Source organism: Sessilibacter sp. MAH3 (genome assembly GCF_054658275.1).
On the sequence record NZ_BAAGIE010000029.1, the window covers coordinates 1 to 14,426 of the forward strand.

General features: G+C 42.6%; 11 protein-coding genes. 5 read left to right on the forward strand and 6 right to left on the reverse strand.

Going from position 1 to position 14,426, the window contains the following annotated elements; genetic code table 11:
• Positions 1-676 precede the first annotated feature (676 nt).
• Positions 677-1,423, forward strand: coding sequence for a DUF1963 domain-containing protein (locus tag ACYQ2C_RS15295; RefSeq protein WP_460048074.1), 747 nt, complete (start codon positions 677-679; stop codon positions 1,421-1,423).
• Between the two features lie 224 nt (positions 1,424-1,647).
• Here the strand turns inward: ACYQ2C_RS15295 and ACYQ2C_RS15300 are convergent, their stop codons facing one another.
• From ACYQ2C_RS15300 to ACYQ2C_RS15315, 4 genes are all read right to left on the reverse strand, one after another.
• The gene (locus tag ACYQ2C_RS15300) at positions 1,648-3,402 is read right to left on the reverse strand and encodes a protein kinase domain-containing protein (RefSeq protein WP_460103984.1); all 1,755 of its coding nucleotides are present in this window, start codon (positions 3,400-3,402) and stop codon (positions 1,648-1,650) included.
• Between the two features lie 44 nt (positions 3,403-3,446).
• Positions 3,447-4,922, reverse strand: coding sequence for a NarK family nitrate/nitrite MFS transporter (locus ACYQ2C_RS15305; RefSeq protein WP_460048076.1), 1,476 nt, complete (start codon positions 4,920-4,922; stop codon positions 3,447-3,449).
• 479 nt (positions 4,923-5,401) lie between these two features.
• The gene (locus tag ACYQ2C_RS15310; protein WP_460103986.1) at positions 5,402-6,118 is read right to left on the reverse strand and encodes a DJ-1/PfpI family protein; all 717 of its coding nucleotides are present in this window, start codon (positions 6,116-6,118) and stop codon (positions 5,402-5,404) included.
• A 266-nt stretch (positions 6,119-6,384) separates the two neighbouring features.
• Positions 6,385-7,344 (reverse strand): GlxA family transcriptional regulator, encoded by a 960-nt coding sequence (locus ACYQ2C_RS15315; protein ID WP_460103987.1) that lies wholly within the window; start codon positions 7,342-7,344, stop codon positions 6,385-6,387.
• 344 nt (positions 7,345-7,688) lie between these two features.
• On the opposite strand from ACYQ2C_RS15315, the gene ACYQ2C_RS15320 reads away from it, so the two are divergent.
• Both ACYQ2C_RS15320 and ACYQ2C_RS15325 read left to right on the forward strand, forming a co-directional pair.
• On the forward strand, positions 7,689-9,689 hold the full coding sequence (locus ACYQ2C_RS15320; protein WP_460103988.1) for a TonB-dependent receptor: 2,001 nt from the start codon (positions 7,689-7,691) through the stop codon (positions 9,687-9,689).
• A gap of 155 nt (positions 9,690-9,844) precedes the next feature.
• A complete protein-coding gene (locus ACYQ2C_RS15325) occupies positions 9,845-11,041 on the forward strand; it encodes a DUF1624 domain-containing protein (RefSeq protein ID WP_460048081.1) in 1,197 nt (398 codons plus the stop codon).
• Between the two features lie 9 nt (positions 11,042-11,050).
• On the opposite strand, the gene ACYQ2C_RS15330 is transcribed toward ACYQ2C_RS15325, so the two are convergent.
• Complete coding sequence (locus ACYQ2C_RS15330) at positions 11,051-11,875, reverse strand: AraC family transcriptional regulator (RefSeq protein WP_460103989.1); 825 nt, start codon at positions 11,873-11,875, stop codon at positions 11,051-11,053.
• Positions 11,876-11,994: 119 nt separating this feature from the next.
• Between ACYQ2C_RS15330 and ACYQ2C_RS15335 the strand changes: the two genes are divergently transcribed.
• Complete coding sequence (locus ACYQ2C_RS15335; RefSeq protein ID WP_460103990.1) at positions 11,995-12,423, forward strand: organic hydroperoxide resistance protein; 429 nt, start codon at positions 11,995-11,997, stop codon at positions 12,421-12,423.
• Positions 12,424-12,938: 515 nt separating this feature from the next.
• Here the strand turns inward: ACYQ2C_RS15335 and ACYQ2C_RS15340 are convergent.
• Complete coding sequence (locus tag ACYQ2C_RS15340) at positions 12,939-13,406, reverse strand: TolC family protein (RefSeq protein WP_460103991.1); 468 nt, start codon at positions 13,404-13,406, stop codon at positions 12,939-12,941.
• A gap of 53 nt (positions 13,407-13,459) precedes the next feature.
• Between ACYQ2C_RS15340 and ACYQ2C_RS15345 the strand changes: the two genes are divergently transcribed.
• A complete protein-coding gene (locus ACYQ2C_RS15345) occupies positions 13,460-14,398 on the forward strand; it encodes an FAD-binding oxidoreductase (RefSeq protein WP_460104007.1) in 939 nt (312 codons plus the stop codon).
• The last annotated feature ends 28 nt before the right edge of the window (positions 14,399-14,426 follow it).

Consider the following 14,426-nt stretch of genomic DNA (forward strand, 5'->3'; position numbering starts at 1 on the left):
TAATGAATTATTTATGGGACAGCGAGTTGATTTACTCGCTGCGTTATGAAATTGCAGTTATTACTTGAAACCGCGTATAATTAAACTTTCATAATTTCTAATTATTTTTATTTTTACATTATAAAAATCTATTTTTTTGAGCAATATAAAAAATTCTGTGGAGCAGGATTTTATTTCCTGTCTTAATGCTTGAAATAATCAAATAAAATGTGTTTGAAAAATTAGTCACAATTGAATTAATTTCTTGGCAAATTGTGCAAGAATGCTATCTGATATGGTTCAGAGCCTGATTTAATTTCACTATAGTTTTTATAAGCCTTTCTGGGGTTCTCTACAAGCCGCGCCATTTCTGGCTTTGTGTAATTCTTTGTGCGACATACTGCCAATCTGTGAGCCTTTTAGATAAATACAGTTTCGTAGTAGAATATTTAAAATTTATTTAAAAGTGTTTTTTGATAGCTAATAACTTTATTATCAGCTGTAAGATGGATCAGGTAAATCTTTCTGAGCTATCCCAATTAGAGCTGTAATAAACCTAGTGTTGGCGGCATTGTGTATGTTTGTCTAAAAGTTGCTACAGAAAACGGTCAGGTTTATTTGTTGATATTCAACCGTTTTTTACAGCATTGTGATGAAGCTGTTGGGTACATTAAGTTGTATTTAGGAATTTTTTATCATGGTCAATATTTTTAATATTTTTAGAAAAAAAACCAAAGATCCATCTGAGCTTTGGCAAGAAACCGAAATGTTGTTAAAGCCTTACGAGAAACCAATGTGGGCGCCGAAAGTTGGCAATAGTGAGGTGAGTTATCTCTTTTCTAAGTTTTCGGGTAAAGCCGCTTTGGTTGCTAAAGAAACTTGGCCTGCCTGTAAACGCTGTAAATCACCTATGCAGTTGTTGGTACAGCTAAATGCAAAACAATTTCCTGCTGAGATGAAATCACCATTTGGCGAGGGCATTTTGCAATTATTCTGTTGTGATCAATGTTCTAAAAGTTTAGAAGACATTAAAGAACTCCCTGAGATCAGTTTGGTGCGCGTGCTTGATCCGAAAACTCAAGATTTAACCGGTGTAGAGTCTTTACCAAAAACCTTTTCTACTCCGGAAAAGCCTATTGACGGCTGGGAAGAGAGCGTTGATTATCCAAATACCGCCAAATTAAAGAGTTTAGGTTGCGACTTAAAAGTCGATCAGGCAGCGTTGCTAACCGAAAAAGGTTTTCCAAAGGTTCAAGACAAGTTAATGGGGTGGCCAAATTGGGTGCAGGGTATTAAGTATCCAAAATGCAGCCAGTGTGGCAGCGCAATGAAGCTTGTGATTCAAATTGCGCCGCAAGATAACTTGAATATTGAATTACCGGGTGGCCAATGTATGCACGTAATTCAATGCGATAAACACAAGTCTGAGATTGTGGTTGTTTAAACTTGCGGTTTACGATTGTTATTGAGTGTAGTCGATATTAATTTTGTTCGACATTAATGTCTGCTTGGTATTAATGTCGTTCGAGTTTTTGCTAAAAACAGCTTGGAAACACCCAAGCTGTTTTTCGTTGGCGTAACACATTTACATTTTCTAGGCGGATTAGTTTTTACCGTATTTGTGGGTCGAGTTTAATCAGCGTATTCTTTCTTTATATGCATGTACTACTAGGTGTTTTGTGTAATCCAAACCCATTCTGCAAGCGCAAGTATCGCAAAAAGAGCGCTGCATATTTGCCAGAAAAGTATTGGATTTCTCTCCAGTAATGGTTGTTGTTGGTGTTGGACGATAAATTCTTGATTGGGGTTTTTAAGGTCACGAATTATTTCCGACATTGCACAGTAGCGATTGGCTGGATTGGCATTACATGCCTTTTGCAAGGTTAAATCTAACCATTTGGGTGAATCGGGAATCCATTTAATTAATGGAATGTACTCCCAGTCTGAATATCGTGTGCGAGCTTTTAGCTGATATTCGTTGCCTTGGTAAGGTAATTTTCCGGTTAATAACTCATAGATAATTACGCCCAGCGAAAAAATATCCGATTGATGGTTGCTAACGTTATGCAGTAATGATTCAGGTGCAACATAACCCACGGTGCCGACGGGAACGTCTTCGGCTACATCTTGATTTAATTCGGAAATGCTATCGACTTTTGCCGCGCCAAAATCAATTAGTTTCACTTTATGATTTTCGTCGATCATGATGTTTTCGGGTTTTAAATCACGATGAATAATGTTCAGCCGTTGCAGGGCGCGAATACTTTCTACTAATTCAATAATAATTGGACGTATTTTCGCTAAACTTGGATTGGGATTTTCTCGCATCCATTGGCGTAATGTGATGCCGTGAATTGCCTCGCAAACGTGATATAAAAATCGACTCTCTTGTGACGGATTATGAATTTTCATCACGGAAGAGTGGTTAACCTTTTGGCCAATCCATCGCTCCAGCATAAAACCCTGAAGATAAAGAGTGTCCTCGGCAAAATTCTGTGACGGTGCTTTTAGCACAACCTGTCGTTTTGTTTCTAAATCCCGTGCCCAATAAACATGACTTCTGCTGCCGGAATGCAAAATCTCTTCAATGTAATATTGATCAATTTTATTGCCCTTGTGCATGGCGGGTGGAATTACCAGAGCCGACAGCTTTTTTTGCAGTTCTTCTTGGGTTTCGGTGGGAACCTCGTTCACCTTCACCAATAAGCAGGTGCAATTGTCGTCGCTGCCTTGTTCTAAAGCCTGCGCAATAATGTTGGCTACACACGCGTTTAATGATAGGTGTTGGGTATTTACCAAATTCAGAATTTGCTGATCTTCTAAAAACCCGGTAACGCCGTCAGTGGTCAACAAAAAATAATCATTTGCTTTAATATCGGTCGTTAAATAATCCACTTCTAGCATTGGGTCCATACCCATTGCTCGGTAAAGAACATGCTTTCGGCTCTGATATCGATGTGTATGGTCGCGCGTTAGTTGCTCAATTTCTTGGTTGCGGATGCGATACACACGGCTGTCACCAATGTGAAAAATATACGCAGTGGTTGATTTTAGAATAATTGAGCTGAAGGTTGTAACTAAACTGCTTTCATCGGGGGAACAGTTACGTCCTTGATGATTGAGCCAAGCATTTAACGAAAGTAATACTTGAGCGGCACTTTTTTTAACCGACCAAGAAGGTGGGGTGCTGTAATAATCGTTAATAAATCCGTTAACGCTAACGTTTGCGGCCTCTCTAGCGCGTTTACTGGCGCTTACGCCGTCGGCAATGCAAAGCACGGTACCTTTTACAGTTTGATCGTTATAACTGGGTGTAAATGCCGCAAAAGCATCTTGGTTGTGGGGTTTAATACCGGCTTTGGTAACGCCTGCGTATTCAACTTTGAGTTGTTTTAGTTGAAGTGATTCTGAGAACAGTGCCATAAAGAATTATTGCCAGCACCCATAAAGGTGCTGGCCATGCCGAATTAACTTTTAGCAACATCAATCATGGTGATGCTACCGTCTTCTGCAACTTCGGTAATTTGTCCTTTAGGTTCGTCTAGGAACAATAAGGCAACAAAACCTAATACCGCTGTAGCAGCAATTACGTAGAAAAATTGGCTGTAATCTACAAGGGTTAACACGGTTAAGTAAATAACAGCACCCACGTTGCCGTAAGCGCCAGTCATACCGGCAATTTGGCCAGTAAGTCTGCGTTTAATTAAAGGAACCACCGCAAACACAGCGCCTTCGCCAGACTGTACAAAGAAAGAACAGGTCATTGCTGCAACAACCGCTAACCAAAGTGGCCAGGTGCTATCAACGCTACCCATCAAGAAGTAACCAACGGCTAAACCGGCGGTAAGAATTAAAAGCGTTGGTTTGCGGCCAAATTTATCGGATAACCAACCACCACCTGGGCGCGACATTAAGTTCATGAAGGCATACGCCGAGGCAACCAAGCCCGCTTTTACAGGGTCTAGCTCGAAGGTTTCTGAGAAGAACAGCGGCAACATAGAAACTACGGCTAATTCAGAGCCAAAGGTAGCAAAGTATAAGATATTCAATACAGCAACCTGCTTGAAGCTGTAGCGATGAATTTCTGGTACGGGTTCTTTGAAGATATGGCCGTTAACTTTCCATACCTGAATTAATTCATACACATACAAAATGGCAAGGCCAACATAAATGGCAGTAACCACATTTTGAGACAAGAGTTTTACGCCCGTTGGCGAAAGCTTCCAAGTAAGTACCGCTAGCGCAAAGTACATGGGTAGCTTCATGATAATTAAAAAGAAAAAGTCGCCTTTTGACGTGACTTCCATAGCGCCTAAGTTTTTAGGGCGGAAATAAGTTGAGCCTTTAGGTGTATCAGAAATATTTGCCCAGAAAATAAAGGCATAAAATAAACTGATGAAACCGGTAATGCCCATCGCGTAACGCCAGCCGTCATCGCCGCCGAACATTACCGCAACGGTTGGTAATGTGAATGCCGCCGCCGCCGAGCCAAAGTTACCCCAGCCGCCGTAAATGCCTTCTGCGGTACCTAATTCGTTGTGTGGGAACCATTCAGACACTAAGCGAATGCCGATAACGAAACCTGCGCCGATTAAACCTAAGGCAAAACGAGCAATTGCTGCTTGTACAAAGTTGTCGGCAACGGCGAACATAAAGCAGGGAATAGAACAGACCACAAGCAGTGCGGTGTAGGTGATACGTGGGCCGTATTTATCAGTGAGCATACCAATCACAATTCGCGCCGGAATCGTAAATGCTACGTTTAATATCAATAAGGTTTTAACTTCTTCTGTTGTTAAACCTAAAGATGCTTTAACGGCTTGAAGCAACGGAGCAAAGTTAAACCAAACTGCAAAGGTAATGAAGAAAGCGATCCAGCTGAGGTGGAGAATTTTCATCTTCCCGGAGAAGGAAAAGAGATTCAGTCCTGATGATTGGCTCATGTTAGCTACCCAATAATTTTGAATTACAATTGATATTGTACAATCAAAAATTGAGCCTATTTTTATAACTTATTGATATTTAATGATTTAATATATTTTGCACCAAAATGGAGTTAAGTTTATGCTGTTATTATGACCTTAAAGTGGGCGTTTATAAGTTTAGTGATAATTATTGGCGCCAAATAATAACTAGTAAAATAATTTTTCCATCGATTTATTTTTAAATTTTTCATCTAAATGATTTATTTTGATGCGTTATTTAGACAGATGTACCGCAAAAAATTTAAATTTATCAAATTTTACGATCTATTATGGTGCGTCTGATGAAATCCATGACACCTCCCTGTGTCGCTGAATACTGCTCTTGCTGGGGCAGATTCAGGGTCAATCGAGGAATAACTCTGATGAAGACCCCTAGTCGTAGAGATAGAGTTAGTTATTCATACTATTGTGGTTGCAAGAGAATTCAGTTTGGCCTGCTACAATATGCCCGCCTTTTCTGCGTAAGGGTCCCATTTGCAATCTTGATTGGGTTTATATTCAGTCCACAGCTCTAGCCATGTTCCTACGTCTTCGCCATAAAGCCGCGAAATTACCGCATGAGTCATATCTAAACCGGCAGCAATGCCAGATGAGGTAATAATCTTACCCAAATCAATCCAGCGTGCTTTTTTAACCCAATCTACCTTGGGTCCGGGAGCTGTAGCTTCGCGCCAAAGCAGTTTATTGGTAGTGGCCTGTAAGCCATCTAAAACACCGGCTGCGGCCAGTAATGATGCTCCGTTACAAACAGACATAACAATCTCGGCGCTTTGTGCCTGCGCGCGTATCCAATCTAAGGTAGCTTGATCTTCCACCAAAGGCACTGCGCCCCAACCGCCAGGTACTATCAGATAATCAATATGGGGAGCAGTCTCGTAGCTGTAATCAGCAACAGTTTTAATGCCGCCGTGCGCAGGTATTTGCTCATTTTTTGCCGCAACAGTAATTAATTCAACGCCAACAATATTTTTGTCATCTCCCCAGAGCTGGGCTGGAACTAGGTTGATATTGGACCACATGTCCATGGGGCCATAGAAGTCTAATAATTCAAAACCGGGAAAAATTAATACGCCCACAGTTTTGGTAATGGCAGGTTTAACCACTTTTCTATCGAGTTTGTCGGGTCTGAGGCCAGCGATTTCTGATAATTGCATGAGTATTGTATCCTGTGTGATTTAATGATTAGTGCTTTACGTGAAGATTCAAATTAAGAATGTTGGCGAAATTTGGTTTATTAAATCCAATTGACGCTTTTACAGATTTATTATTAATGCCTGATTTAATCGTGAATAATGGATTACTGACTCTTTCAAAAAATGTGTCTAGTGTTTTTAAAACAGTAAGAGACTGTCCAAACATTTACGCTAATATTTGGGCTGTGTAATTTATATGTTATTGATTTTTTGCTTTTAATTATGGGCTAAAAATGTGCGCGATAATCATTGGGTGTGATATTCAGTTCTCTTTGAAATGCACGACGCATTTTTTCTTCGCTTTTAAATCCACACGCTCTTGCAATCGACTTTAACGCCAAAGCTTCGTTTTCTAATAATACTCTGGCCTGTTGCAGGCGTAAGTTTTCAATAAATTTTGCCGGTGTTTTATTGAATTCTTGCTTAAATTTTCGAGAAAAGTTTCTGGCGCTCATGTTTTCGTGCTGCGCCAATGTTTCAACGGAAATGTCGGTAGATAAATTATCTAAAATCCAATCTATTAATTCGCAAAAATTACTGTGTGATTGCGATAAGATGAATTCACTGAATTGTTTTTGCCCGCCGGGCCTTTTGTAAAAAATAACAAGCTTTCTTGCCACGCTCATGGCGATGTTTTTCCCAGAGTCTTCTTCGACCAATGCCAGAGAGAGATCCATGCCTGAAGTGACACCGGCGGAGGTATAGATATGATCTTGTTTAATGTATAGCGAGTCTGGATCAATACATAATTGTGGGAAAGTAGATTTCATCTCTGAGCAATACGCCCAGTGTGTAGTTACATTTTTGCCGTCCAATAATCCAAGCTTCGCCAGAAAAAAAGCGCCCGTACAAATCGACACTAATCTTCGTACTTTTTTATGTTTAGATTTTATAAAATTTAAAATATTAAGATCAGCCAACGCTTCGTGAACCGTTTCTGAGCCCGGCACAATTAATGTGTCCAATGAACTTGGACAGTTTGCAAACGTGTAGTCGGGGACAAGGGTTAGCCCCGAAGACATTTTTACGGGATTTAGATCTTTGGCAATGAGAAAAACGCGGTATTGCAGCGATGACTGGCCCTTTGCCTGAAAAATTTGTGCAGACGAAAAAACCTCGTGGGGGCCTGTGATATCCAAAGATTGCGCACAAGGAAAAATTATGATGCCAATATTTATTGTCTGCATATCAATTTATGCCTTTTTTATTTTCTAGCTCTTTATTCTTGGCTTTTTATTTTTTTAGTTCCAATCCCACCAGGGGAGCTATCGATCAAATCATGGTGGGCCGAATCAGTATTTCGTAAAGTCTAGCAAGTGTCGTTTCTGTCTTCAAAGACGTAATAGCTGCAAAAACGGACAAACTTAGCTTGATTGTTCAATACAAAAACTGGGTCACTCGCAAGGATTTTGGTTGATGGTGAAGAGCTTGGTTAATAGTTAGGTGCGGCAAAGTGTCACTTCCAAAAAAATTACCGAAATGTATATCATTCTCATCTTTGTATGCTTAACTTGATCTAGGGATTTTTGCAGTGACTTATTCTTCTAAAAGCGTTATTGCTTACGCGCTTATATTGAGTTCGACCAGTATCAATGCACAAACCCAAATATCAAATGAAAAACCAGCATTAGAAACGGTGGTAGTGGTTGGTCAAGCAACACAATCACTAAATACTGGCTTGGCAGGTTCTGTGGATATTATTGGCAAGGACGAGCTTAACTATGAACACGTTAATGACACCTTAGAATTATTTAACAAGGTTCCGGGTGCGTATTTGGCGAGATACAACCAAGGCATTATTAATACCGATGTGGCCATTCGTGGATTTGCCGGTGATGGCAGCACGCCCCATGCAAAACTGATCATTGATGGTATTCCCAGTAATTTGCACAACGGTTACGGCGAGCTCGATCAACTTTTTCCACTGGCGATAGATTCGTTACAGGTGTTTAAAGGCACTAGTGATGCAAGTTATGGCTTGTACAATATTGCCGGTAACTACGAAATAAACACTCGCAATGATGCTGCAAAAGAAATCGAAATTTCTGGCGGCAGCTACGACGCAAAAGAATTAAGCGGTTATTTTGGTTTTGATTCTGGGTTGTTGAAACAAAGTTTCTCTTTGGGGTACAGGGAATCTGGCGGCTATCGGGACCACACCAATCTTGAAAAATATTCCCTTACCGGCCAATGGGCTTGGCAGTTGTTGTCCAACAGTGAGTTTAAAATAATTGCTCGTAAAAGCAGTTATGACGCCGATGCTCCCGGTTACTTATCGCAATCCGTTGCCGAGAGTAATCCTACGCGATCAGAACCCTATGCCAATCAAGATGGTGGTGAAAAAGACACCGAACATCTTAGTTTTCATTTTAGTTCTGCAATATCCGATACGTTTAATTACAACCTAAAAACCTATTATCAACACTTTGAGCGTGAGCGTTGGGTGCGATTTAGCGAGAGCAGTAGCTTGCAAAATCGTTTTGACGATCAAGATCAATTTGGGTTTCGATCCGAATTTGAATGGTTTTTAACGCCGCAATGGTTATTAACTTGGGGCGCTGATTACGAGCAACAAGATATTATCGAACAACGTTTTGGTACTGTTGGACAAACACGAACTCGCGATACCGCAAATGTTCTTCGTAATTTTGATTATACATTTGAAAATTACGGCGGTTTTATAAAAATTCAACAAGATATTGGTGATACGCTGCGTTGGAATCTGGCGCTTAGAGCCGATCGACTTGACGGCGACTTTACTAATAAAAATACCGCAGCGCAAAGCGATATTTATAAGTTTGGTACCATTATTCAGCCCAATTTTAATGTGATCTACGCGATTACTGACGATGTGGATGTTTTCGCTAATCTTGGTCGAAGTTTTCAGCATCCGTTTGGTTCTGCTGCGTTTACCTCTGGCGATCGTAATGCCAGAGACGTTTCTTACAACGATGGTGCCGAATTGGGTTTTCAATGGAATTTAAGCACCTATTTACAAACTCGTATTTCCTACTGGCAGCAAAAAGCTACCGATGAATTTGTGTTGGTAGATGGTATAGCGCAAAACGTTGGCGAAACTAAACGGCAGGGCATTGATGTGTCGTTTAATGGCGAGCTTACACAAACGCTAAATTATTGGAGTAATATTGCGTTTATCGATACCGAAATTCTTAAAAGTTCAGATTCCGACACAAATTTCACCGGTAATGAACTTAGAAGTATTCCTGAATATACGGCATCAATCGGTGTTAATTACCAAGTGAATTCCAAACTAATAACTCGCATTCATGTTGACGCTCAAGGTGATTATTACGTGAACGAAGCCAATATTGGTGGTAAATTCGGTGGTTATGAAACGTTAAATATAAGCGCAGATTATCAACTTAATTACGCTAATATTAAATTGCAGCTCAATAATCTTACCGATGAAGACATAGAGTATGTGTTTGATTTAGGTAATAGCGGCGTTGATACCATTCATTCTCCCGGCAACGGTGTAAACGCGAATATTTCGATCAAATTCGAGCTATAACAAACTTTTGGAGCCTGTGATTAACTGATCCATGAGTTAATCGCAGGAAACTCTAGGTTCATTAGAGTTTCCTTTAATTTTATTAAACCCATTGATTTCTAATTATTGAGCCCTAGTCGGTAATGGCACGGTCTTGATAGCGTAACGAACCTTAAATGAATTCTGCAACAGATCTTAAGTACCAACACTCTGAATTAGCGACATCCCTTAAAAGTCGTATTAACAGTATTGATGCGCTACGTGGCCTAGTCATGCTCATCATGCTTGTCGATCATGTGCGTGAACGTTTTTTCCTCCACCAACAAGTTACTGATCCTATGAATATTCAGGAAACGGGTGACGGATTGTTTTGGAGTCGTATCGCTGCACATTTTTGCGCGCCCACATTTGTATTTTTAACGGGTTTGTCGGCTTGGTTGTATCAGAATTCTGGTAACACAACGCGCCCTTTGCAGAAATTTTTATTTACGCGAGGTCTATTTTTAATCGTACTTGAAATTACCTTGGTGACCTTTTCTTGGTTTGGCGGCTATCACACAATCTATTTGCAGGTTATCTGGGCAATAGGTTTATCGATGATTGCGCTGGCCGTTATGCATCCGTTGGGTAGGGTGCCTGTACTTGTTATTGGTTTGATAATCGTTTGTACGCACAATGCTTTATCGTTTATTAGTTTTAACGAAAACCAGTCGCTTTATTCGATATGGACTATTTTGCATGATCGAGGATATCTACTTAAAGACGGATTTATTAACATAAAAGTAAGTTATCCGTCATTACCATGGATTGGTTTAATCTTTATTGGATACGGCTGTGGAGCTTTGTACGGCAAAAATACCAAACCGCAATCTCGCCAAAAATACTTGTTAGCCATGGCCGGTTTAACATTGCTTTCGTTTCTCATTCTTAGAGGTTTTAACCTCTACGGCGAAGATTATGTGTGGCACACAGGTGAAACCGCTTTAGAAAGCTTAAAGGCAATGGTTAATCTAACCAAATATCCTCCTTCACTGAATTTTTTATTACTAACGTTAACGGGAACTTTCTTAGTATTAAGACTTTTTGAATGCAAATTGTGGATGTCGAATTTGGGCACCAAACTGCAGGCAGTTTTGGTGAATTTTGGATCGGCACCTATGTTTTTTTATTTGCTGCATTTATACGTTTTATTATTAATGTATAAATTGGTTGGACTATTTATGGAGCCAAATTACGGTGATTATATTAGCGTCAGTAATATAACCTGGGTTTGGATCATAGCGCTCGGTTTAATGGTGATTTTATACTTTCCTACGAAAAGGTTTTCGCAGTATAAAAAAATGCATAAAAATAGTTGGACGAAATATTTGTAAATTTACTTATTAGGCTTCTCGTGCCAACCACTCTCGTGGAGATAAGCCAACCTGGGCCTTAAATGCTCGCGATAAGGCAGATTCACTCTGATAACCGGCTTCTTCAGCAATTAATTTAATTGATTGTCCGTTTTTGAGCCATTTTTGCACCAGACCAATTCGCCAATTTTGAAGATATTTCATGGGCGTGGTGCCGAGCGTTTCGCGAAATAAATTTGAAAAAACACTGCGTGACATACCGGCTTTTGTTGCAAGGCGTTCTACAGTCCAGTCTTCTTGAGGATTGTCATGCATCGCGACTAAAGCTTTTCTCAAATTGAAGTCGGCAAGTCCGGCGAGCATTCCGACCTGGGTTCTACCACTTTCCATAAGCTCTCTGAGTAATTGTACTAACAACACCTCAAAAAGCCGATCTAATACGACTTGCCTGCCGCAATAGGCCGCTTCAGCTTCTTCAAATAAGATGGCTAAGATTTTTTCACAATGTACAAGTGAGCTTAGCGGCAAACACAGGCTTTCGGGTAGCGCGTTCGCGATGGGATTGGCTTCGTTACCCACAAAAGCAACATGAGCGCATAACAACAGTGCTTGTTGATCGTTTTCAACAACGAAATGTCGTGCTAATGGCCGCGGATAAAACAAAAGACTGGGTTGGGTGACGGTATAGGCTTTTTTCTTACCATGCCAAACAACTACCTTGCCCGTTCTTATTAAATGCAGTTGCCCACACCCGCTTTGCGGATTAACGACATTACTGCCACAAATATGACCAGTCTGAAATGTGTGGGCTTTTACATGAAAATGTTCGAACAGCGCCGCTAGTCGATCAACCATAAAATACGATCTGCAATGAATATGATATTAATAGTAGCAAAAGGTATTGAATTGACCAATATAATCTCTACCGTCAAACAATGACTCACACACAAACATGAACAAATTCGGAGATTATTGTGAAATTAGAAAAGATTTTGTACAGCACAAAAGTTACGTCAACCGGCGGAAGAGAGGGCGCCTCGGTATCAGAAGATAAAGCACTGTCGGTTAAGCTTTCAACACCACAAGCCTTGGGTGGCGCCGGTGGCCCTGGTACTAACCCCGAGCAGATGTTCGCCGGTGGTTACGCGGCCTGCTTTTTAAGTGCACTGAACTATGTTGCCCAGCAACAAAAGATCAAATTATCAACAGATTCATCGGTAACCGCCGAGGTAGCTATCGGTCCGAATGAAACCGGATTTGGTTTGCAAGTTACGTTATTTATTCAACTTAATGGTCTTGAAAAAGATATCGCTAAAGAGTTGGTTGATAAAGCACATGTAGTTTGCCCGTATTCAAACGCAACGCAAAACAACATCGACGTGCAATTAGTTATTGAAGACTGATACACAGCAAGGCTGTCTAATTGCTGGTTAGGCTTGAGCTCGCTTAAATATAAATACCAGCGCGTTATTAGTTGGGATTTATGAATTGTGTTTGAAAACAAACCAGATGATTTGATCAATGCCTCTGCGGTTTTGATCTGATACTAGCTGAGCTGGTATCAACCGAATTCGCGCCAAATGAGTTGCTTACGTTGGTGAACAACTAATGAAGCCGACAGCTAATTCAATAAGCATACAGACCAATTCAGTTGTGACTTACTGGATTTACTACAACTTGAATCAGCATAGACAAGGACAAGATAACCGGAGCCAGAAACTCCGGTTATCTAACTTCAACAGGAGCTTTTGATTAACTCTGGGATTGCTAAAAACCGTAGGTTTACGAAAGCTTATGGGATTACTGGAAATCTAGATTGATCAAGGTTTTGTAAAAGAAGAACAAAACACCGTGTAAAACCGTTATATTTCGCTAAAATCACTATGTCGAATACTAAACAGTATAGGAATTAGGGGTGCTAGCCACTTCTTATCACTTTATTTCGTGAAACAGTTTGTGAAACATTTCTTGAGGCGTAGAGCCATCTAATGTATTGCCAGCTCACATTTAGCGAACCGCTGTACTGGCTATCGGCTTGCTCGCGTTTACTGCCGCTGATGGTGGCATCCACACTGGGGTAACGGCTGCCTTTGGCCTGCTGCAGCCGCTGCTGGCTTTGCTGAAGGGCGAAGAAAGTTTGCTGCAGGCTGGGGTTATGGGCCAGGGCTTCGGCCACCAGTTGCTGCAGCTCGGGGCTGTCGATTAAATCGGTCATCGCCAGCGTGTCGCTACCGGGCGCGGTTTCTGCACTGGCCTGTTGCGGCCAATCTACGCTGGCGGCCAGCTCACCGGCCTGAACAGAATAATCCGCCTCCCGCCCGCCGTGGCTGGCGCAGCCGCTAATAAGGCAGAGGACAAGTAAACTGATTACAAGGGGTTTGGCCATACTCTGAAATCACCTGTTGGGTGTGGATTCAGAGTAGAGGTTAGGGAAGCGCGCTGCCACCGTTCCAGGCCGGCCAGTACATCAACCTGTTCGTCGAGATCGACGGAGTGAAGACGGCGCGGCCCTATGCCATCTCGTCCTCGCCCACGCAGTGCTTCTTCTACGACCTGACCGTGAAGCGGGCCCGAGGCGGATTCGTCTCCGGCCATTTGCTGGACCGCGTCGAGGTCGGCCAGCGCCTGCAGAGCTCCGGGCCCATGGGCACCTTTCACCACAACCCGCTGTTCCACGGCGATGACCTGGTATTCCTCGCCGGTGGCTCGGGCTCGGCACCGGCGCGCAGCCTGCTGCTGGACATCCTCGACCGTGAGCTGCCACGGCGTTTTCACCTGATCTACGTAAACAGCCATGTCGACGACGTGATCTTCGCCGAGAAGTTCCGCGCCCTGGCCAGCCGGCACTCGAACTTCAGACTAGCCGAGCTGATCACTCGTCCGCCTGAGGGCTACAGCGGGCGCAGTGGTCGGTTGACGCGTGAGCTGCTGCAGCAGGAACTCGGTGAGCTGGACGGCAAGATGTTCTACATCTGCGGGCCGACGCCCTTCAACGATAGCTGCGTGGAGTTGCTCACCGCGCTGGGCGTGCCGCGGCGGCGCATCCGCGTCGAAGCCAACGGCGCGCCCAAGGCACCGGATCAGCAGCGGGGCTGGCCAGTGGGCGTGGCGTTGGACGACGAGGTGCAGATCACCGTGCGTGGGCGCGGCAGCTTCCGCAGCAAGGTCGGTGAGCCGTTGCTCAATGCCTTGGAACGCCATGGATACTTCGCCGAGAACGCCTGTCGCTCCGGCGAATGCAGCCTGTGCCGGGTCAAGCTGGTCTCGGGAAGCGTGTTCAACCCGCAGGAGGCCCATCTGCGCAAGTCCGACCGCGACTTCAACTGGATCTACTCCTGCGTGGCCTTCCCGCTCGGCGATATCGAAATCCAGCTTTGACGAAGCATGCGGCACGCCACCCAGTTGG

Excerpts from the sequence above, each read along its gene's own strand:
- ACYQ2C_RS15295 (WP_460048074.1), top strand. The coding sequence starts at position 677 with ATGGTCAATATTTTTAATATTTTTAGAAAAAAAACCAAAGATCCATCT.
- ACYQ2C_RS15300 (WP_460103984.1), bottom strand. The coding sequence starts at position 3,402 with ATGGCACTGTTCTCAGAATCACTTCAACTAAAACAACTCAAAGTTGAA.
- ACYQ2C_RS15305 (WP_460048076.1), bottom strand. The coding sequence starts at position 4,922 with ATGAGCCAATCATCAGGACTGAATCTCTTTTCCTTCTCCGGGAAGATG.
- ACYQ2C_RS15310 (WP_460103986.1), bottom strand. The coding sequence starts at position 6,118 with ATGCAATTATCAGAAATCGCTGGCCTCAGACCCGACAAACTCGATAGA.
- ACYQ2C_RS15315 (WP_460103987.1), bottom strand. The coding sequence starts at position 7,344 with ATGCAGACAATAAATATTGGCATCATAATTTTTCCTTGTGCGCAATCT.
- ACYQ2C_RS15325 (WP_460048081.1), top strand. The coding sequence starts at position 9,845 with ATGAATTCTGCAACAGATCTTAAGTACCAACACTCTGAATTAGCGACA.
- ACYQ2C_RS15330 (WP_460103989.1), bottom strand. The coding sequence starts at position 11,875 with ATGGTTGATCGACTAGCGGCGCTGTTCGAACATTTTCATGTAAAAGCC.
- ACYQ2C_RS15340 (WP_460103991.1), bottom strand. The coding sequence starts at position 13,406 with ATGGCCAAACCCCTTGTAATCAGTTTACTTGTCCTCTGCCTTATTAGC.